This window comes from Carboxydothermus hydrogenoformans Z-2901 (genome assembly GCF_000012865.1).
Classification (GTDB): Bacteria; Bacillota; Z-2901; order Carboxydothermales; family Carboxydothermaceae; genus Carboxydothermus; species Carboxydothermus hydrogenoformans.
The window spans coordinates 2,252,098-2,272,226 of sequence record NC_007503.1; the positions used below are offsets into that span (position 1 = coordinate 2,252,098).

The window sequence follows — 20,129 nt, forward strand, 5'->3', positions numbered from 1 at the left end:
GGTGTATCGAGCTTTTTATTCTTTGACCAAAGCCCCTTTTACTAAAGAAATCAAAACCGCTGATTCTTTCCTGTCAACTTCTTTTTCCGAAACGATGGCCCGACTTGAGTATCTAAAAAAGACCCGTGGCATTGGCCTGATTGCTGGAGAACCAGGAGCCGGTAAAACTTTTGCTCTTCGAGCTTTTGCTGAAAGTCTCAATCCTTCTCTGTATAAGGTGCTTTATTTCCCCCTATCCACCGGTACAGTTATGGATTTCTACCGGGGGTTGGCTATAGCTCTGGGGGAAGAACCTAAGTTTCGCAAGGTGGATCTTTTTCACCAGATTCAAACCGCTGTCCTCAGGTTTTTTCGGGAAAGAAAGATTACTCCGGTTTTTATCTTAGATGAGATGCAAATGGCTAAAGACCTTTTCCTTTGCGATATAAATATCCTCTTTAACTTTAGCATGGATTCGGAAAATCCGTTTATCTTAATTCTCTCTGGCCTTCCGCATCTCTTAGATAAGCTTTCCTTAAACCAGAATAGGCCTCTGGCCCAAAGGATTGCCATGAGCTATAAAGTTGAGCCTTTGACCCGGGAAGAGGTAGCAGGCTACATCCAGCATCAAATGGAGCTTGCCGGAGCCAAACACAGTATATTTTCCGAACAAGCTATCGAAGCTATTGCTTCTTTATCCCGGGGGTGGCCCCGGTTAATCAATAAGCTTGCTACCCATTGCTTGCTTTATGGTTTCCAGGCTAAAAAGGAAATCATTGATGCTGAGGTGGTTAGGTTAGCGGCTTTTTGGATGCTGGTTTCTAATCTTGCCCGGTCGCACTTTTGCGGCCGGTTTTCTTTTTATTTTTCTTTGCTAAAATTCTGTGATATTTTGCAAAAGGTTTTACTGGCCTACCAAATTAATTTGCAATTTTTGCAGATTACAGCTACCTCCTATGCTATTTTATTTTGAAATATTGGTGCCCAAATAATTTGCAAGTTCACAGAATCCCTTAATAAATAATCTGCCCGGTCAGCATCTAACTGGCTTGAAAGTAAATCCCTCCAGATAAGCGCTCCATCTTTTGGCAAACTTCCTTCAATAAATCTGGCAACCTGTTCCGCAGTAATTTGATAATTTTTTTGATTTATTGGATGTTGTTCAATAACCTCTTTAAAAAAATGTCTAATTATTGCTGCGGAATAATGCTCATGTTTATACGCTTTATTAGTTTTCGGATTGGTTGGCATTAAATCTTCCCCCGCATGGGAAAAAGGTTATAGTTATGACTTTTTCGGTGATGTTGCCGGAGGTATCTTTTACCTGTACCTTAATCGGATTGGGGCCTTCCGATAGTGTTACGATAATGCTCACCTCCGCATTTTTTGTTCCGACCGCAATGACTTTACCAGCGATGCGGTTACGGTTTCAGAGTATAGCAATTTTTTGATACCAGCGATACTTAACCATTTTTAACAACCCCTTGCATTTGATATTTAAAAAAGGAGCGGTTAAAAACCCGCTCCTTTTTTAAATTTGCTTGTTTCATGACCATAATTTAAATTTACGTAGTAAAAAACCCCGGGATTTAACCCGGGGTTTTGGTGTTACTGGACGGAGGTTAAAGTCCAGAAGTTGGGGTCGTAGATGTAACCGGTGTAGGTCTTGTAGCCGCCATTGCTCCAGATGGATACCCGTACTTTGTTCCATACACCTTCGCGGCCGAGGTAGCGCATCTTGTAACCTTTCTTCAATACAGCTAAGATCTTAGCATTGGCCTGCGGCGCCACCCGGAGGTTGGTCTTGGTGTAGGTAAGTTGCACCATCTGTCCTACGTACTTGCTGTATTTGTCACCGGTGTTGGTATTGCCGCCGTTGTTGGCGGGTGGCGGTGTTACCGGTTTTTCGTATTTTACAGTTATAGTCTTGGAGGCAACGTTACCAGCAAGGTCAGCAGCTTCAACTACGATAGTATTGTCACCTTCAACAAGGTTAACGCGTACTACTTTATTAACTTCTGCTGCAGGTGCTACAAGAGCTACAGCAGCATTATTAACGGCTAATGCAGCAACCTTATCGTTATCAGTTACTTTAACAGTTACATCAACATAAGGTACTTCAACTTTTTCGGGAGCTGTTACGGTAATTACTGGAGCTTGAGTATCTACAAATACATCAGATTTAATTTTTGCTATGGTTTCATTCGCTACATCTTTCAGTTCTACGTTAATGTCTCCAGTTGCATTGGATTGGATATAAGTAGTGACCTGACCATTACTATCAAGGGTTAATTCTTGGCTTACACCAGCGCCAGATAATGTAACAACATAACCAGCTAGTGCTTTACCATGAGCATCTTTTGCAGTTACCGTTATAGCTTTTGGAACAGCAACAGTTACTTTATCAGAGCTTACAGCTACTACAGCAGGTTTTACATCAAAAGTTGCGACTTTTATGCCATTTACTTTTACTTCAAATTGCGGTGCTGCTTTGGCATCTTTATTATATTGTGCTAAAATCACAAACTCATAAGTTGAAGCACCTTGCTTATCACTATCTGTTGCAATAGTTTTTCCATCTTTTTGATATACGCTTAATACACTCAAGGTATTGGTATTTTCGGAATCTTTTACAATTGCAAAGTCAATTGGGAGTTTAATTTCTGCATTATTTCTTGGATCATAAATTACTGCCTTGATCGATTCTTTCACACTATCTGTTATTACATTATCGCTTGGTGTTAATACAACTTTGGGTGCTACAACATCAATTTTAACTGTTCCAAAGCTCGTTCCGTTGTTTGAGGTTACAGTTATTGTTAGTGTACCTGGTTTGCTTACATTAAGGTTCCCTAAGGTAAAGCTACCAGTAGAGTCTAATGTTACATTATTCAAATCAGAGAGGCTATTTTGTGAAATGGATGCTGTTGTGTCAGAATGTTTTAAACTTACTTTGAAACCAGTTCCGGTAACTACATTGGCACCATCTTTAACTGTAATTTTTACATTTTCAGGATAATTAGCAAGTAGTGCTGTTTTATCAGCAGTTACTGTATACTTTTCATATCCAAGGAATGTATATGGAACTTTAGCCCATGTTTCATATGTTGTTGTTCCATCAGCAAGTTTCTTCATTACGATAACATAAATATTTGTTGAGCCAGGGGTATCAGCTTTAATCGTTGCGCTATAATTACCGTCAGTAATATTTGTTACTGTTCCATCGACTATTGTATCTTTATCATTTACCACAGCAGCATCTTTAAACGTACCATCGCTACCTTTTACTTTAATGTCAGTTTTATCAAAAGCTATAATGGCGTTATTGATAGGATTGCCATTTACGTCTTTAACAGTTACAGTAAGTGCGGTTTCCTGATCATAAATTGACTGACTTACCGATACAGTAGGCACAAATCCTTTTACTGGAATCGATACTGTTTTTGTTACCCAAGTATCAGTTCCATTTACAGTAACTTTTGCATTTACAGTAATGTTCACGCTTCCACCAATTTTAATAGTATTAGTTGTTACCGTCATTGCACCAGCTTTAAGTTCAATATTATTTACAGGAGTCATACCAGCTCCTGATGCACTTACATAAACTGCTTTAATAGCAGAATTTCCTGAAGTAAAATCATAACCTTTTTGGTCAAAAATAGTTTTGGTATTCAGTGCATAAATAGTAACCTTTGCCGTGCCAGTCCCTTTAAATACAAGGCCACTTAAATCTGGATTAGCAGTAAATTTTAAAACAACTTTATCGTATACTTTGTTACCAACTGAATCAGTTCTTACATCTGAGCTAACAAATGGATCAACAGGAGTTGTAGTATACTTAACAAATTTATTATTTGTCCCAATGCTGTCGGCAACCGGTACTCCTTCTATAACCACATAATAGGTTGATCCTGATACAGAAGTATCACCAACTTTTAAGGATTTTAAGGTTAACTTATAATTTCTACCTTCATAGGCAGTAGCAGATTCCAGGGTAGCAGTTGCTGTTTTTCCAGAAACGGTTAATTCATAATAACCAAGCTCCCTCAATACAAACAAATATTTTCCGGCAACTTTAGGCGTAATGTAGAAGTTAACCGTACCATTAGCCGCAACGCCAACAGTACCTATCGAAGAATAATAATTAGAATCACCTGTCACCCTATTATAAGGTGTTGCACCATTGCTATAATAAACTTCAAACGCGTTATACGAAGTTTCTTGTGCAACGACATATTTGCTCGAAGTCTCATCGTATTTAAATACAGTACCGCTTATTTTTACTTCCTGGCCTATCACTGGTGACGCAATAGATTGAGAACCATCAAATTTATAGCCATGAGTGATGTATTTGACTGTAGTTCCTTTGCTTGATTTTGCTACTACAGCAAAGATGACATCCTCATTCTTATAGAAGTTGTCACTTAAATCCGCGATAAACGTTCCTGTATTAGGATTAACAGTTGCTGAAATAACATCCCAAACAATTGGAGCATTCGTTATTTTTGTATCTTCTGCCAAAACATAAACATCGACTACTGCATCTTTATCTGTAGTACCTTCAATAGAAGTAACAGACTGACCAACATAGAGATTATTTGACTCAGGTTTGGTAATATTTAAAGTAGCTTTTCCATCAGCAGAACCAACAGCATTTGCATATGGGTTAATCTTTGGAATTATTCCAGTTGCAAGAACATAATTATTTGAACCAGTGATGTATTTAACTGTATAGTTGTGATCTCCAGTGGTGCGGTTTACATAAAAGGTAAAACTGGAAACGTTACTTTTATCAATAAATGCCGATTCATAAGTATTGCTATCCAAATATACTGCTATGACACTGCCTGACGTGATACCATTACTACCATCATATACAACCAAATCCACTTTAGCCTCATTCCAAGCGGTTGGTGTAACAGAAGCAACAGCTGGAATCACATTAAAGGAAGATGAAGAAGCTATTTCAGTCGCTGTTCCCCCTGAAGGAGTGTACTTTACACTTAAAGAATACCCACTTCCAAATGGTACAACATTGCTTGAAGTATCTTTAAAATCACTTATATTAAATACATAATCTTTTCTTCCTGCATCTACATCCGCTTGAGCAATAGTGTAAATCGCTGTATACGTTGTCGAATTTTTTGTTAGTTCTACCGTTATTACGTCGTTAAGTGCAGGTACATCTCCTAATGTAATAGTAAGAGGCACTGTCGTTGAAATATAATTAGTTGGATTTAAAGTAGCCGACGTGACCGCTCCAAACGCAACAGCCGGCAACATGCTGAGAAGAAATGCTACGATGGTCAGGATTGCGATAGGCTTTTTGTGTTTTAATTTTGCCATCTTCTAAATTTTCCCTCCTTAAAAAATTTATTTTGGGCATAAACCCATTTTTGAAACCAGAAAGGTATATTTAATTGGTCTTCCCTTTCCCGGTCTTTCCCCCCTCTCATATGTAAACTTTCTATTGTTTACACTGTTAGGAACCCTTGAAAGATTTTACAGGGTTCAAAACCTTTTAAACAATTTAAAATTTTGTCAGCCGGAGCTGACCCTACAATAAATCGTTACCAGTATATGCCTGGAAGTTGTATTTATTACCTATTCGCCATATTTTCTAATTTTCCTTCTATTTTATAACATATTTTTTATTTTTTTCTTTGTGTAGAATATTTTTCTTTTTTGCCAATTGACTGGAGAATTTGGAGACAGTTCATCTACTTATTAATTTTAGGGGGTCAATCCTTAGATGTCAACCATTTTCTTGTATTTTTGTATAAGATTTCCTTTATCTTTTATATCAAAAAAATTATTTTTATCTTATTTATCTAAAATAAAAAACCCTCCAAGTATCCATTCCTGGAGGGTTAAGAAGGAAAAAGCCCCGGGAGTTACCCGGGGCTTTTTAGTATTTAAGCTTTAGTTAATGCCCAGAAGTAGGGATCGTAAATGTAGCCGGTGTAGGTCTTGTAGCCGCCCTTCATCCAGATGGAGACTCTTACTTTGTTCCAGACACCTTCCCGGCCGAGGTAGCGCATCTTGTAACCTGTCTTCAAGGTTACCAGGAGCTTGCCGTTAGGCGCTAACCGGAGGTTGGTCCTGGAATAAGTGAGTTTTACCATCTGGCCGACAAACTTACTGTATTTGTCGCCAGTGTTAGTATTATCGGCCGGCGGTACAGGCTTGGTGTAAGTTACGTCAGCAGTAGCTGTGGCAATATTACCTGCTACGTCGGCAGCTTCGACGGTAATAGTATTCTTTCCTTCCTTCAGGGTTACGGTTACTACTTTGTTTACTTCAACCATAGGAGCTACCAGTTCGATCCGCTGGCCGTTCACCAGCAGTCCGGCGACCTTACCTTCGTCGGTAACTTTAATGTTCACATCAACGGTTTCCTTATCGGTGGTAGCCGGAGCTTCAATGGTGATTACCGGCTTCTTGTCGTCTACAACAAATTTAGCGGTGATTTCCGGTTTGGTGATATTGGCATAAGCCGGTGCATCAACCACAATCTTGCCGGTAGCAAAGGGCGTTACGGTAAAGATTACTTTGCCATCGGCATCGGTGGTACCGGTAAGGGCAACTCCGGAGCCGTTTAAGGTTACGGTAGCGTCTTTAATCGGGTTGCCGTGAGCATCTTTTAAGGTAGCTTCAACGGCATTGTCACTTCCTACCGCTACTTCGGTTTTATTTACGGTGAGAACAGCAGGTTTTACGGTAAGTTCGGAAACCTTAATGCCGTTTACTGAAAGCTCTAATTTTCCGTCATAGCCATAGGAAGCATTCTTCGTTGCTAAAACGGTAACTTTCGCCGGTGCTCCGGTGTTATAAGCGCTGCCATCCACAGTCTTTAAAGCGTTGCCGCTTTGGTCGTAGACGCCAAAGGTAGCGGAATTGTCGTAAACGCTTAAGGTTACGGTAGTGTTGGCAGTAATTTCGGTGTTATCAATTGGGCTGTAGACTGCATAGCTGACCGCTTCTTTCTGGCTGTCGGTGAGGATGCCGTCAGCGGGTGCCAAAACTTTAATTACCGGAAGTTTGACATTTACCGTGAAAGTACCGTATTTCTTGCCGTCGGTAGATATTACCTTAAAGTTTATGGTACCCGCTTTGGTCAAGCTTCCCAGACTTACGGTGTATTTGCCGTTGGTATAGGTGACACCGTTTACGGTTTGGCTATTACCGTCTAAGTCTGTATAGGCAACATTTACATTATCGGTTACTCCGTAGGCTCCTTCTTTAACTGTAAAGGACACTTCCGTATCATAACCAGCAATTAAGGTTGCTTTATCCGGAGTTACGGTGTAAACGTTGCTGCCCAGGACCGGATAGGTAAGCCGGGCTTTCTTACCGCTGGGGTCAACCACATTTACCACAAAGTTTGTTACATCGGTTAAGGCGGCTGCAGAGAAGTTATACTGGCCGTTTACGATATTGGTAGTCTGTCCGCTAATGCTACCGGTGTAAGGACCGGAAATAGTAACAGTTGCGTTGTTAATGGGCGTGCCGTTTTTATCGGTAACGGTTACTTTCGGTGAAACGGTTGCGCCGTAAACTAAATTGGCCACCGTTGCCGCATCAAGGGAAGCTTTTAAGCCATCGACCGGAATGGTCAGGGTTTTGGTTTCCTGAGTGTTGTCGGTTAAAGTTGCCACAACAGTTACGGTCACATCTCCCGCCTGGGAGGGGTTGACGGTGAAGCTGTATTCAGCTTTATTGCTATCGCTGGCGTTGACATCGGGTCCGGTTACGGTGACTTTAACGTCTTTTAAAGTAGAATTGGCATCGCCATAAACCTTATTGTTGACATCCTTGACATAAACCGCAAGGGTTGTGGTGGTATCTGCAGCCAGTGAAGTTACATTGGTAAAGACATTTACTTTAGCCGCCGGATTTACCGGAATGTTTAAGGTTCCCAGAAGCTCAGCGTTTTCAGTATAAAGACCATTGGCAAAATCTACCGAATCTTTCTGATAATAAGCTTTGACCGTTAAGGTTCCGATGGTGTCCAGCAGTTTTAAGTTAGAAAGATTCAAAACTCCATCGGAGTCGGATACGGCTACTTTGGTGTAATAAGTATTATCAATTACAGTTCCATAAGTGGTTCCGGTAACACTGTTTTTATCAATTTTTACACCGCTTAACTCGAAGTAATAGGTGCCGCCGGAGACGGTTACAGCCGGCTTGGCGGTAAAGGTAATGTTGTTGTCAAAGCTGCCGCCGGTAAGGGCGGTTTTATCGGCGGTAACCGCTAAGGTCTGTGGTGCTACAGTAATTTCTTCGTATTTGACAAAGTTAGTGCCATCGGTATTAGCGGTTCCCAGGGCATAGGTGCCGGCATAGGTGAAAACGGGAACGCTGATGGCAAAGCGGCCGGTGTCGGTGACGGCACTGTTACCAATTACTCCAATGGCATCATTTTCATGCTTTAAAACCATTTGCCGGCCTGCCGGTAGGCCTTTGATGGTCCCCCCAAGAATTACGTTGGTGTCTCCTACTTTGTAGCTGCCCCGAGCATCGGGGGTGTAGTCATAGCGTGAAAGGACGGTTACTACGTTGGAAACATCGGTGCCTTCTTTGACCTGGAAGGTGTAGTCTCCTTCTTTGTCAAAGACATAATTTTTGGCAAAGGTACCATCAGCAAGAGTGCTGGTAAAGGTTTCCTCGGTACCGCCTGCCGGGGTGTAGACAATAGTTACAACCCCTTTGTTGCCGTAAATGTCCACGACGCTACCGGAGACCAGGGTAGCAGTGGTGCCCGGCCTTACCGTAGTCGGGCTAAGGGTTAAGACGTACTTAGCCGGCGTACTGGCCAGGACAAAAGCGGGGAGCATGGTGAGTAAGAAAGTTGCCATCGTGATAATCGCAATGGCCTTTTTCCCCTTGAGTCTGATCATTTCTTTCCCTCCTTAAAAATTTTGTATATTTATTTAAAAATACGGAACCCTATGTAAGATTTTGGATATATCGGACATTAAGGCTATTATGGATTTTTTAGACTTTTTTTATCACATTTAAATTTTAAAGCATCACACCTTGACTGTCAATCGCTTTTAGGCATTCAGGCTTATTTTTAGCTTTTAATTAGGCGTAATTTACTTTATTTTTCTCTTTTCTGCGGTTAATTTGCTTTAAAGATTTTTTTAAGCTAATGGTATTCGACACCATTTTTAATATTTCGATACTTTTAGAGAGTTACTGCCGCTGGTTTTCTCTTCCATCATAATATTCGTAAGCTTTGAAAATTTTCGGGGGGTTGTTTGGAGAGAAAGTTAAATTTTGCAGTTGTTTTCAGGGGAGACTTTCCTGGGTAATTTGGGAGAGAATCCGTCCGGTTACCCCCGGGGATGGAAGAGATACTTTGGTCAAGGAATTTAACTTCATGGCGGGAAGCTTAGAAAAGATATCCAGTAAAACCGGTAAGGTAAGGTTGGTTTTTATATTTTGAACGAGAAAGGAAAGATGCCCGGGAACTTTCCACATTTCTCCGGGCAACAATAATTTTTGGACCAGGGCCTTTACCAGGTCGGTGTCGTTTAGCCGCCGGCCGGCCAGGGTATCTTCAAAGATGGAAATTACCGGTACCGTTTCGCCTTTAAGGTTTACTTCTCCCAGGCGGCGGGAAAATTGTTCTACGACAGTTTGGTCAATTACGATGTAGTGAGGGATTTGGGTATTAAAGGCTTTTTCCAGGGTTCTGGTAAAGGTGGATAACCCCTTCCGGGCATAGATTTCCCCGGTGGTGAGAGTTTCTCCGGGCAGCAGGGTACGGGTAGGCACGGTAAGAAGGGCTGGGATTTTGGTTCTGGGGTTGTAGGTGATGATGGTGATGGCTTTTAAGCCGCCCTTTTCGGTCCAAAGCAGCAAAATATTCTGGTTTGGGCAAAAATGGGCCGGAGGAGTAGGCTCGGCGCTGGGAGCAATGTAGTTTTTAATCCCTTCTTTTACGGAAAGAGGGACGGCAAGGGTAATGCCGGTGGTTTGTTCTTTTTGCCGGGATTTTAGTGGAGTTTTTTTAAGCTCACCGGTTTTTACCGGATTAAAAATAAAGATGGTAATAAACAGTATTATAATAAATATGAAGAGCCTTTTCAAAATAAAACCCCCTTTTGGCCTCTAAGTAATAGCTTGGGCCAAGAGAGGGGAAAATATACGTTATTGGTGGTAAGTGGTAGGTGGTTGGTGGTAAGAAAAAAATCCTCAACCCACAACCTACCACAGACAACCGATAACTTTTTTGTAGGGTTAAGTTCATTCTGTAGAATAAATTGTTTGAAATGCCATATTTATGGTATTATTAAATCAAGAGGTGATAAGCATGAAAAAAAGCGTAAAAATATTGCAACTAAAGCTTCCTTTTGACCTTGATAAAAAGTTAGCTGAACTTGCAAAAAAGAATCAAACCAGCAAAAATAAGATAATTGTAGATTTACTTAATAATCAAATAACGGGATTAGAAGCGAGAAAATTATTAGATGAAATTAAAAACGAAATAAAACCAGAAGATGCACCAGACTGGTTTAATAAGCCTGCTTCTGAATATATTAAGGAGTTAAGGAGTGATGGATAACCAAAATACCTTTTTAAAATTTTTAATTGATAGCTGTATTTTTATTGATTTTTTCGCAGATCGTTTAAGTAGTCTTGAAAAACAAAACTTATACACAATTTTTGAACAAGGTTTAGTTTCTACAAGTGTAATTGTTTGCCATGAAGTATTATTTGGAATTCAAAATAAAAAACTAAAATCAAAAGTATTAAGTTTATTTGAAAAGATTGAAATTATACCTGTCACTATTGATATTTCGATTTTAGCATCCGAAATTAGAAAGCAAAATAAAAATTTGGGACATAATCTTTCATTACCAGATTCGCTTATTGCCGCCTCAGCTCAAATTAATAATTATTGGGTTATAACAAATAATAAAAAAGATTTTTCAAGTGTTAAAGCTATAACTCTTCTTGAACTAAAATAATACTACAAAAAAATCTGCCAAGGTGGCAGATTTTTTATTTTACATCTCAATACTGATTATTTCTTTTGCTGAGCATGTCCCACATGGCTAAAGCTTTTCCTGTGCCAAGGGCAACACAGGATAAGGCATCAGGGGCTACAAAAGTAGGCAGGCCGGTTTCTTTGGCAATTAGCCGGTCAAGACCGTTTAATAACGAGCCACCGCCGGTCATAACAATGCCGCGGTTGACAATGTCAGCAGAAAGTTCCGGTGGAGTGCGCTCTAAGACTTCTTTAACGGCATTTACTACAGCAACTAAGGGCTCGGTTATTGCCTCGTGGATATTTAGGCTTGTTACTTCCACATTTTTAGGAAGGCCGGTTAAGAGGTCGCGTCCGCGAATTTCCATTTTTTTAATTTCCGTTCCTTCGGGAAAGGCAGTACCAATTTCGATTTTTACTTCCTCCGCTGTTTTTTCCCCGATTAAAAGGTTAAACTCTTTTCTGATGTACTTGACGATGGCATCGTCAAACTTATCGCCGCCTACCCTTAAGGATTTGCTTACCACAATACCTCCCAGGGATAACACGGCCACGTCGGTAGTCCCGCCGCCTATGTCCACCACCATTGAACCGTACGGCTCGGAAATATCAAGCCCCGCTCCCAAGGCTGCAGCGATGGTTTCCTCGATGACTTCCGCTTCCCGGGCGCCGGCCTGCTTGGCCGCTTGCTTTACCGCCCGTTTTTCTACGTCGGTGACCCCGGCGGGGATGCTGACCATAATCCGGGGTTTAAAGAAGAGAGGCCTACCGCCTAAGGCTTTGGTAATAAAGTAGCGAAGCATTTTTTCGGTGGTGTCGTAATCGGCGATAACCCCTTCTTTAAGAGGGCGGATAGCCACGATGTTCCCGGGAGTGCGACCGAGCATTTTTTTGGCTTCTTCGCCGACAGCGATGATCTGTCCCGTATCCCGGTTTACCGCCACCACCGAAGGCTCGCGTAAAACGATACCTTTACCTTTAACATATACAAGCACATTGGCAGTACCCAAGTCTACCCCGATATCGGTACTCCAGTTAAACATTTATATAAAACCCCTTTCGGTAGAATGGTCAATTTTTTATCATAAAAGCAACAGGAGTCGCAACGGCAAATCTGCTTGTCTAATAATGAGCTAAAAAATAAGATTTTGTCAAATATTATTTTATTCTACCTCCAGGGGAAAAAATCCTGCAAATTTAGAGTTATTTGGCCATGTTTTTATATTTTTTGCGGGTAGCCTCACCTCCCCGGATGTGCCGCTCCGCTTTGTTCTGTTCGAGAATTTTTTTTATTTCCCCGGCCAATTTTTTATCTAATGCAGGGAGGCGCTCGGTTAAGTCTTTATGGACGGTGCTTTTACTGACCCCAAAAACTTCGGCGGTTTTCCGGACCGTTGCTTTATTTTCTAAGACATAATAGGTAAGCTTTAAAACCCGCTTTAAAATGTATTCCTGCATTAAAAGACCTCCCGCGCATGGCATTGGTTAGTAAATACTATGCGGGGAGGTGGGGTTTTAGAAGTTTTCTTTTTGGCCTAAAGGTTTATGTTTTCAATCTTCTTAATTAAATCTGGAATATCTCTTTTAATTGTTTCCCAGATAATTTTTATACTTACCCCAAAATACTCATGAACAAGCAAGTTTCTCATTCCAATCATCGATCTCCATGGTATCTCCGGATAAAGGGCTGTTATTTTTTCGGGTATTTTATTCGCTGCTTCCCCAATTATTTCTAAATTTCTCACTACTGCATCAATGGTTTTACTGTCTAACATAAATTCATCATAAGTGATATTTTTTGTATAATCCAATATTTTTTTCGCTGATTCTAAAATATCAGATAAATATAGCTTATAATCCCTCAATGATAATGGCCTCCCGTAAAATATTTTCCATGATTACTGGCTTTATAGCATCAAAAGTTCCAAGGTCTACTTTCCTTTTAAAAAGTTCTTCGAGGGCGTTTTTTAATTCAACAAATTGAAAGATAGTAACTGGCTCATCGAAATCAATCAATAAATCAATATCACTGGTTTGACTTGCTTCATTCCGGACAAAAGAGCCAAAAAGTCCAATTTTAGATACATTATAGGTTTTTAGTAAATTTTTATTTTCTAAAAGCTTGTTTAGAATAAAGTTTTTATCTTCCACAATTAATCACCTACTTACAAACATTTTATAAACCCAATTTTTTATATAAATCTTCAAGGCTTTCCGCTTTCATAATCTTCCCATTTATAATGTCCTGGGAAACTTTTCGTTCCTCTTCTTGCCAAGTTTTACTCCAAAAGTATATTTGCGATTTAGAAATAAATTTTTTACTTTTAGATTTAACTTTTAAATTTCTTTTCATAAAATCACCTTACTATAAATTTACCTTTTCTTAATTTTTAGTATATTTTTAAGCCGGTTTGATGTAAAGCCTGAAAATGGTGGTCGGTGGTAAATCATTTTATAAAGCGCTTTCGATAAAATATTTAGGTGTTAAAATTTTAATATCTCTAAATTCCTTTAGTTCAAGTAAGTGCTGATCTCCGGTAACAATAAAATCAGCGTTAGCTGCTGTTGCACATTCTAAGACTTTGTTATCCGCTGGATCTTCTTTAATTACATTAATCGTTTCGAGAGGATAGATAAAAAGTACCCAGGGAAGTTCAATTAATTTTTGAATGATTAAAAGTTTTTTTTCCACACTACCCAGTATTTTAAATTTATCCCGGGTTAAGACTACCGAATATTCATTTATTAATTCTCGACTTACAGCAGGAATTATTTTTTGCATGATCCAGGCATCGAGGATTTTAGCGGGATAAGAATGTTTTTTTAATAATCCGGAAATAAAAACATTGGTATCTATTACTACTCGCATTTTCTCGCTTCCTCAATCTCTTTTAATATTTCATCGTCGGAGATTTCATAAGTTGCTGCTTTTTCCCTAACTTCCTCTATGAGATTTTTTAGTTCCAGCATTTTTAATTTTTCCTGGATTTTTTTAAATTGTTCATATTGCTTGTAACTTAATATTACTCCTTTAGGATTGGAACGGTAGGTTATGATAAAAACTTCACCTTTATCAACTTCTTCTAAATATTCTCCTAAACGGGGTCTAAGTTGATCAACCCCAATTATTTTTTCCATTCCACTCACCTCACCTAAGGTATACATTAATCTTAAAATATATGTTTAGCTAATTATAACTTATTTTTTTAGAAAGTTCAAGGTTAATGGGGTTTTAGTATAGCCGGCTCCTGCCGGCGTAATGTTTCTGTAGGGTCGACTCCCGTCGACAAAATATTTGCGCACAGGAGCCCGCCCTACATAAAAAAGGCAGCAGGAGCTGCCTTAACGGTGGTAAGTGGTAAGTCGTATGTCGTTGGTAAAAAAGTATGGTCGGTTTTGGCCTACCACAACATAAAGCGGGCTGAAGCCCGCACACTACTTATATTGCACAACTTTTGTCCCGGGGTAGTAGTGGCTTAAAATTTCCCGATAGTTTTTGCCCTTATCCGCCAGAGCCGCCGCTCCCCGCTGGCAGAGGCCGACCCCGTGGCCATAGCCCCGGGTGGTGAAAATGATTTTATCGCCCCGGGTGCTTACGGTCATGATGGTTGATTTCAAACCCAAACGGTAGCGAATTTCTTCGGCTAAGAAAATACGGCTGCCAAGTTTAATCTTCTTCACCCGGCCGGTGCCGGTTCGTTCGCTGATTTTAACAGGCTTTGTACCGGTAGATACGGCCAGGGCCTTAAGGTCGGTTCCCAAAACTTTATCGATATAAGAAATTTTAAAAGTTTTAGTTTCCACCGGATAGTCGTTTTCCAGACACGTTACCGATTTTAAATAAGGAACATCGTAACCCCAGACATCTTTGGCCGCTTCCGTCTTTTGACCGCCGCAGGAAGCGTGGTAAACCGGATCAATTAGCTCACCGTTATATACCAGCACTTTACCCTTGGTAGAGTTGACCGCCCACTTAACGCGGGATAAATAATAGTAGTATTTTACCCCCCAGCGCTTTCTCAGCTCTTCCCCGGAAAGGTAAGCCTGGCTGTGGGTCGGATCGGTACACAGGTCCGCCCCGGGATGGTATCCTCTGGTGTTTTGCGGAGACAAAATCCGCTTCAAGGTATAAGTTCGTGCCGCTATGGCCTGGGCTTTTAAGGCTTCCAGTGGATAATTTGGCGGCATTTCGCCGGCAACAACCCCCACCAGATATTCTTCCAGTTCCACCGTCTCGATCTTATCGGTTTGGTGGTTGTACAGCTTTAAGGTTATCCCTTTTTCCGGCTGAATTTTAACCGGCTTCTCCTCTTCCTTCTCCTGCTTTACCGTATAAGCTGTCCACGCTACCAGCAGGATTAGTATCGCAATTGCAATTTTTTTCATAATACTCACCCAATTTGGCATATTTTTATTAATAGTGTATACGCCAGCGGGTGAGTTTATACATCGGTCGTCAGTCGTAAGTGATAAGTGGTCGGAAAAAATATATCGCCGGTACCTTTAAGTACCGGCGTTTCTTAATCGCTTACTCGTTCTATTTTCGCGCCCAACCCCCGGAGCTTTTCTTCAAACCGCTCATAACCCCGGTCGATATGGAAGATATGGCCTACTTCGGTGACTCCATCGGCAACAAGGCCGGCTATAACCAGAGCGGCTCCGGCGCGTAAGTCGGTAGCCTTGACCCGGGCGCCGGTCAGGCTTTCTACCCCTTCAATAAAGGCGGACCGACCTTCGATGCGGATTTTTGCCCCCATACGGTTTAATTCGGTAACATGCATAAAGCGGTTTTCAAAGACCGTTTCGGTTACCACGGATATTCCCGGCACAGTAGCTAAAAGAGCCATCATCTGGGCCTGTAAATCGGTAGGAAAGCCGGGATAAGGCAGGGTTTTTATATCAAGAGGTTTTAATTTTCCGTTACTTCTTACCAGCAGGGCGTTTTGGTCTTCATCTTCAATAACTTCAGCCCCGGCTTCAATGAGCTTGGCAATGAGCGGGGTTAAGTGGTCGGTAATAACGTTTTCTACGATCACCTCTCCCTGAGTGGCCACCGCCCCGATCATGAACGTTCCGGCTTCAATGCGGTCTGGAATTACGGTGTGGTTAACGCCATCTAAATCCTTTACACCGGTAATCCGGATGACTTTGGTTCCCGCACCCTTGATTTTGGCTCCCATGTTGTTTAAAAAGTTGGCCAAATCCACTATTTCCGGCTCTTCAGCAGCGTTTTCAATAATGGTTTGCCCTTCCGCCAAAACTGCGGCCATCATAATGTTTTCGGTAGCTCCCACCGAGGGAAAGTCGAGATAAACGGTAGTTCCCTTTAACCTGGGTGCGGTAGCTTCGATGAAGCCATGTCCCATTTCTATTTTAGCTCCCAAAGCTTCAAAACCTTTCAAATGCAGGTCTATGGGCCGAGCGCCAATGGCACATCCTCCCGGCAGGCTTATCCGGGCCCGTCCGGTTCGGGCTAAGAGCGGTCCCATAACTAAAAAAGACGCCCGCATTTTACGCACCTGCTCGTAAGGTGCTTCTGCCGACGTTATTTCCGGAGTATGTAAAACCACTTCTCCCTCGGAAAAAGTAACTTTCGCCCCCAATGCTTTTAAGACCTCAAGCATCGTATAAATATCGGTAAGTTCCGGAACTTCGGTAAGGCGAACGGTACCGCCGGTTAAAAGGGCTCCTGCTAAAATGGGCAATGCTGCATTTTTGGCGCCGCTTATTTTTACCCGTCCCGTAAGTCGCTGCTTTCCTTCTATGACAAACTTTTCCATCTCTTTCCTCCTGCTTAATAGTTACCAAGCCACACGGGAATGCCCAGTTTAACCCCCGCACCCCCCGGCTTACTGGTAATGATAAGCTGATAGTTCACTTTTTCTCCCTTTATCATTATACCGGTATTTAGGGCCGGCGTATAGCCCAAAACCACAGTATTTTCGCCATTTTTTTCGATTTTTTTCACCGTACCCCCGACTATTTTTTCCGGGTTCCTGCCGGTATAGGTAAACTCTAACAGGTAATAGCGTAGCCCCCGTTCTTCGGGTAAAAAAAGGTCCGGCCCGGCAATTAGACGTTCGTACCGGTTTTCCTCCGGCTCATACAATACCCAGTACTTTCTCCCTTCAGCAAAACACTCGGTTCCGAGGTCGGCAAAAGTAAAGTTATCATTCAACAGGTAAGCGAGCTTTTTTAAATCATCTTCGGGCCTTTTATTTATTTTACGGCCAAAAATAATTTTTAATTCCGGATTCTTCACCTCCGGTTTACCCATGATTTTCTGACAGAGTACGTACTCCGGATAAGAACCGGTGGAAATAAAACTTACCGCCAGTACCGCCAGCAAAAAAGCCGAAAGGATTTTTTTCATCGGTATCCCTCCGGCTAATAGTTTTGCCAAAATTAAGTAACAATAAAAAAGCGCACCTTTTTTGGTGCGCTCTTTTACATTTTTCCCGCTGCTTTGAGGCGGTTTAATGCCCGGCGCATGGCCAGTTCCGCCCGGAGCACGTCTATATCGGGCGTGCGTCTGGCAAGACGCTCCCGGGCCCGCTCTAAAGCTCTCTGGGCCCGCTCCACATCGATCTCCTCACCCCGCTCGGCGGCATTGGCCAGAACCACTACCTTGTTGCCCTTTACCTCCAAAAAGCCGCCGGAAAGGGCAATTTTTTCCGTTTTCCCCTCCACCGTATAGCGTAAAATTCCGATATCAAGGGAAGTAATTAATGGAGCGTGAAAGGGTAAAATACCAATCTCCCCTTCCACGCCGGGAGCAACCACGAAATCCACGTGTTCGTTCGCCACTACCCGCTCGGGGGTGACTACCTCAAGCTTGATTTTATCCGCCATATTTATGCACTTCCTTCAAGCTCCCGGGCCCTTTCCACCACTTCGTCGATGGTGCCCGCCATGTAGAAGCAGGTCTCCGGAATATCGTCGTGCTTGCCTTCCAGGATTTCTTTAAAGCCCCGGATGGTTTCTTTCACCGGCACGTACTTCCCGGGCCGCCCGGTAAACGCTTCGGCCACGGTAAACGGCTGGGAAAGGAAGCGCTGCAGCTTCCGGGCCCGGGCCACGATCAGCTTGTCTTCGTCGGAAAGCTCATCCATACCGAGAATGGCGATGATGTCCTGCAGTTCTTTATAGCGCTGGAGCACCCGCTGCACACCCCGGGCTACCTGATAATGTTCCTCCCCGACGATATGCGGGTCTAAAATCCGGGAAGTGGAGTCCAGGGGGTCCACCGCCGGATAAATCCCGAGCTCGGCAATTTGCCGGGAAAGAACGACGGTAGCATCCAGGTGTGCGAAGGTTGTCGCCGGCGCCGGGTCGGTTAAGTCGTCCGCCGGCACGTAAACCGCCTGCACCGAAGTAATCGAACCTTTCCGGGTTGAGGTAATCCGCTCCTGGAGCTGACCCATCTCGGTCGCCAGGGTGGGCTGGTAACCCACCGCCGAAGGCATCCGGCCCAGTAGGGCGGACACTTCGGATCCGGCCTGGGTGAAGCGGAAGATGTTGTCGATAAAGAGGAGCACGTCCTGCCCCTCTTCATCCCGGAAGTATTCCGCCATGGTAAGACCGGTAAGCCCTACTCTAAGACGCACCCCGGGTGGTTCGTTCATTTGCCCGAACACCATGATGGTCTTATCCAAAACGCCCGCTTCTTTCATTTCGTGGTAAAGGTCGTTACCTTCCCGGGTCCGCTCGCCCACACCGGCAAACACGGAAATACCACCGTGCTGCTTGGCAATGTTGTTGATGAGCTCCATCACGATAACGGTCTTACCTACTCCGGCACCGCCGAAAAGCCCGATTTTACCACCCTTTAAGAACGGTACCAAAAGGTCGATAACCTTAATCCCCGTTTCCAGGATTTCCGCCCGGGTGGACTGTTCTTCCAGAGGAGGAGCGGGCCGGTGAATGGGATAGTAATGGTCGCTTTCCACCGGTCCCTTACCGTCAATGGGTTCCCCGAGCACGTTTAACAGGCGTCCCAAAACAGGACGGCCTACCGGAACGGTAATGGGCGCTCCGGTATCCACCACTTTCATGCCCCGAACCAGGCCATCGGTAGACGACATCGCTACCGCCCGGACCCGGTTGTTGCCCAGGTGCTGGGCAACTTCCAGCGTCAGGTTAATGGGCACTTCGGTGGGTGTGTCCTGGTCTTCGCTTCTTATTTTTAAGGCGTTATAAATGGGAGGAACCTTACCCGGTTCAAACTCTACGTCCACCACAACGCCGATAACCTGCACTACCCGACCTACGTTCATCAAATAACCTCCTTCTCTTAGGCCTCAAGGGCAGCAGCCCCGCCCACGATCTCGGCAATTTCTTTGGTAATCGCCGCCTGACGGGCGCGGTTAAGCTGCAGGGTAAGCTTGGCAATCATCTCCGTCGCGTTTTCCGTTGCGGTATCCATGGCGGTCATCCGGGCACCATGCTCGGAAGCCTTGGATTCTAAGAGAGCCCGGTAAACCTGAACCTCAACGTATTTCGGTAACAGGGTGTTTAATACCGCATCGGCGGACGGTTCAAAAATATATTCGCCACCCCCGCTCTCCTCGGCAGGAGCTTCCAGCGGCAAAAGCTTCAAGGTCTGCGGCCGCTGCACCAGGGGGTTTACAAATTCCGAAAACACCAGGTAAACTTCATCGAAGGTGCCGTCTAAATATTTTTCCATGATAAAGCCAGCTATCACCCGAGCCGCATCAAAGGAAATCGACTCGCCCAGGTTGGTAAACTCGCCGACGATCTCATAACCCCGCTTTTTAAAGAAGTCCCGGCCCTTGCGGCCAACGGTTATAAGCTTTGGGTTGGAAAATTCTTTTAACTCCACGGTGGCTTTTCTTATAAGGTTGGCGTTAAAGCCACCGCAAAGGCCGCGGTCCGCCGTGATGAGCACGTAGCCGGTAGCTTTGACTTCCCTTTTAATTAAGAGCGGGTGAGCTGTTTCGGTGGTGGCTGCCGCCGCCCTTGCTAAAACATCTTTAATTCTTTTAGCATAAGGTCTTGATGCCACCACCATTTCCTGGGCCCGGCGAAGTTTTGCTGCTGCGACCATTTTCATGGCTTTGGTTATCTGCTGGGTATTCTTGATACTTTTGATGCGCCGGCGTAAATCCCGCATGCTTGGCATTTTTTCTCA

19 protein-coding genes and 1 pseudogene are annotated in these 20,129 nt (G+C 43.1%); 3 read left to right on the plus strand and 17 right to left on the minus strand.

Annotated features, from left to right (window positions below):
- Position 1: 1 nt before the first annotated feature.
- A pseudogene (locus CHY_RS11690) lies at positions 2-784 on the plus strand (ExeA family protein); the annotation flags it as partial.
- Positions 785-933: 149 nt separating this feature from the next.
- Here CHY_RS11690 and CHY_RS11695 read toward each other — a convergent pair.
- From CHY_RS11695 to CHY_RS11710, 4 genes are all read right to left on the minus strand, one after another.
- Positions 934-1,230: a hypothetical protein gene (locus CHY_RS11695; protein WP_011345386.1), complete on the minus strand. Its 297-nt coding sequence runs from the start codon at positions 1,228-1,230 to the stop codon at positions 934-936.
- Between the two features lie 357 nt (positions 1,231-1,587).
- On the minus strand, positions 1,588-5,325 hold the full coding sequence (locus tag CHY_RS11700; RefSeq protein WP_011345389.1) for an SH3 domain-containing protein: 3,738 nt from the start codon (positions 5,323-5,325) through the stop codon (positions 1,588-1,590).
- A 569-nt stretch (positions 5,326-5,894) separates the two neighbouring features.
- Positions 5,895-8,879, minus strand: coding sequence for an Ig-like domain-containing protein (locus CHY_RS11705; protein ID WP_011345394.1), 2,985 nt, complete (start codon positions 8,877-8,879; stop codon positions 5,895-5,897).
- Positions 8,880-9,273: 394 nt separating this feature from the next.
- Complete coding sequence (locus tag CHY_RS11710; RefSeq protein WP_011345395.1) at positions 9,274-10,077, minus strand: LCP family protein; 804 nt, start codon at positions 10,075-10,077, stop codon at positions 9,274-9,276.
- A 223-nt stretch (positions 10,078-10,300) separates the two neighbouring features.
- Between CHY_RS11710 and CHY_RS11715 the strand changes: the two genes are divergently transcribed.
- Both CHY_RS11715 and CHY_RS11720 read left to right on the plus strand, forming a co-directional pair.
- Positions 10,301-10,552: a hypothetical protein gene (locus CHY_RS11715; RefSeq protein ID WP_041537771.1), complete on the plus strand. Its 252-nt coding sequence runs from the start codon at positions 10,301-10,303 to the stop codon at positions 10,550-10,552.
- Positions 10,545-10,958 (plus strand): type II toxin-antitoxin system VapC family toxin, encoded by a 414-nt coding sequence (locus tag CHY_RS11720; protein ID WP_011345398.1) that lies wholly within the window; start codon positions 10,545-10,547, stop codon positions 10,956-10,958. Before CHY_RS11715 ends, CHY_RS11720 begins: the two co-directional genes overlap by 8 nt.
- 46 nt (positions 10,959-11,004) lie before the next feature.
- Here the strand turns inward: CHY_RS11720 and CHY_RS11725 are convergent, their stop codons facing one another.
- From CHY_RS11725 to atpG, 13 genes are all read right to left on the minus strand, one after another.
- Complete coding sequence (locus CHY_RS11725; protein WP_011345399.1) at positions 11,005-12,021, minus strand: rod shape-determining protein; 1,017 nt, start codon at positions 12,019-12,021, stop codon at positions 11,005-11,007.
- Positions 12,022-12,181: 160 nt separating this feature from the next.
- Positions 12,182-12,436 carry a sporulation transcriptional regulator SpoIIID gene (gene spoIIID, locus CHY_RS11730; RefSeq protein WP_011345400.1) on the minus strand — a complete coding sequence of 85 codons (255 nt, stop codon included), beginning with the start codon at positions 12,434-12,436 and terminating at the stop codon, positions 12,182-12,184.
- Between the two features lie 77 nt (positions 12,437-12,513).
- Positions 12,514-12,843 carry a HepT-like ribonuclease domain-containing protein gene (locus CHY_RS11735; RefSeq protein WP_011345401.1) on the minus strand — a complete coding sequence of 110 codons (330 nt, stop codon included), beginning with the start codon at positions 12,841-12,843 and terminating at the stop codon, positions 12,514-12,516.
- Entirely contained in the window at positions 12,830-13,129 is a 300-nt protein-coding gene (locus tag CHY_RS11740) for a nucleotidyltransferase family protein (protein ID WP_011345402.1), read from the minus strand. The genes CHY_RS11735 and CHY_RS11740 overlap by 14 nt, the downstream gene beginning before the upstream one ends.
- 25 nt (positions 13,130-13,154) lie before the next feature.
- Complete coding sequence (locus CHY_RS13260; protein ID WP_011345403.1) at positions 13,155-13,331, minus strand: hypothetical protein; 177 nt, start codon at positions 13,329-13,331, stop codon at positions 13,155-13,157.
- Positions 13,332-13,430: 99 nt separating this feature from the next.
- Positions 13,431-13,847: a putative toxin-antitoxin system toxin component, PIN family gene (locus tag CHY_RS11745; RefSeq protein WP_011345405.1), complete on the minus strand. Its 417-nt coding sequence runs from the start codon at positions 13,845-13,847 to the stop codon at positions 13,431-13,433.
- On the minus strand, positions 13,838-14,116 hold the full coding sequence (locus CHY_RS11750; protein WP_011345406.1) for a type II toxin-antitoxin system Phd/YefM family antitoxin: 279 nt from the start codon (positions 14,114-14,116) through the stop codon (positions 13,838-13,840). The genes CHY_RS11745 and CHY_RS11750 overlap by 10 nt, the downstream gene beginning before the upstream one ends.
- 297 nt (positions 14,117-14,413) lie before the next feature.
- Positions 14,414-15,385, minus strand: a complete 972-nt coding sequence (spoIID, locus tag CHY_RS11755; protein ID WP_011345407.1) for a stage II sporulation protein D — start codon at positions 15,383-15,385, stop codon at positions 14,414-14,416.
- A 113-nt stretch (positions 15,386-15,498) separates the two neighbouring features.
- Complete coding sequence (gene murA, locus CHY_RS11760) at positions 15,499-16,758, minus strand: UDP-N-acetylglucosamine 1-carboxyvinyltransferase (RefSeq protein ID WP_011345408.1); 1,260 nt, start codon at positions 16,756-16,758, stop codon at positions 15,499-15,501.
- Positions 16,759-16,772: 14 nt separating this feature from the next.
- A complete protein-coding gene (locus CHY_RS11765; RefSeq protein WP_011345409.1) occupies positions 16,773-17,351 on the minus strand; it encodes a hypothetical protein in 579 nt (192 codons plus the stop codon).
- Positions 17,352-17,425: 74 nt separating this feature from the next.
- Positions 17,426-17,830 (minus strand): F0F1 ATP synthase subunit epsilon, encoded by a 405-nt coding sequence (locus tag CHY_RS11770; protein WP_011345410.1) that lies wholly within the window; start codon positions 17,828-17,830, stop codon positions 17,426-17,428.
- 2 nt (positions 17,831-17,832) lie between these two features.
- Positions 17,833-19,254, minus strand: a complete 1,422-nt coding sequence (gene atpD, locus CHY_RS11775; RefSeq protein WP_011345411.1) for a F0F1 ATP synthase subunit beta — start codon at positions 19,252-19,254, stop codon at positions 17,833-17,835.
- Between the two features lie 17 nt (positions 19,255-19,271).
- Positions 19,272-20,120 carry an ATP synthase F1 subunit gamma gene (atpG, locus tag CHY_RS11780; RefSeq protein ID WP_011345412.1) on the minus strand — a complete coding sequence of 283 codons (849 nt, stop codon included), beginning with the start codon at positions 20,118-20,120 and terminating at the stop codon, positions 19,272-19,274.
- Positions 20,121-20,129: the final 9 nt, after the last annotated feature.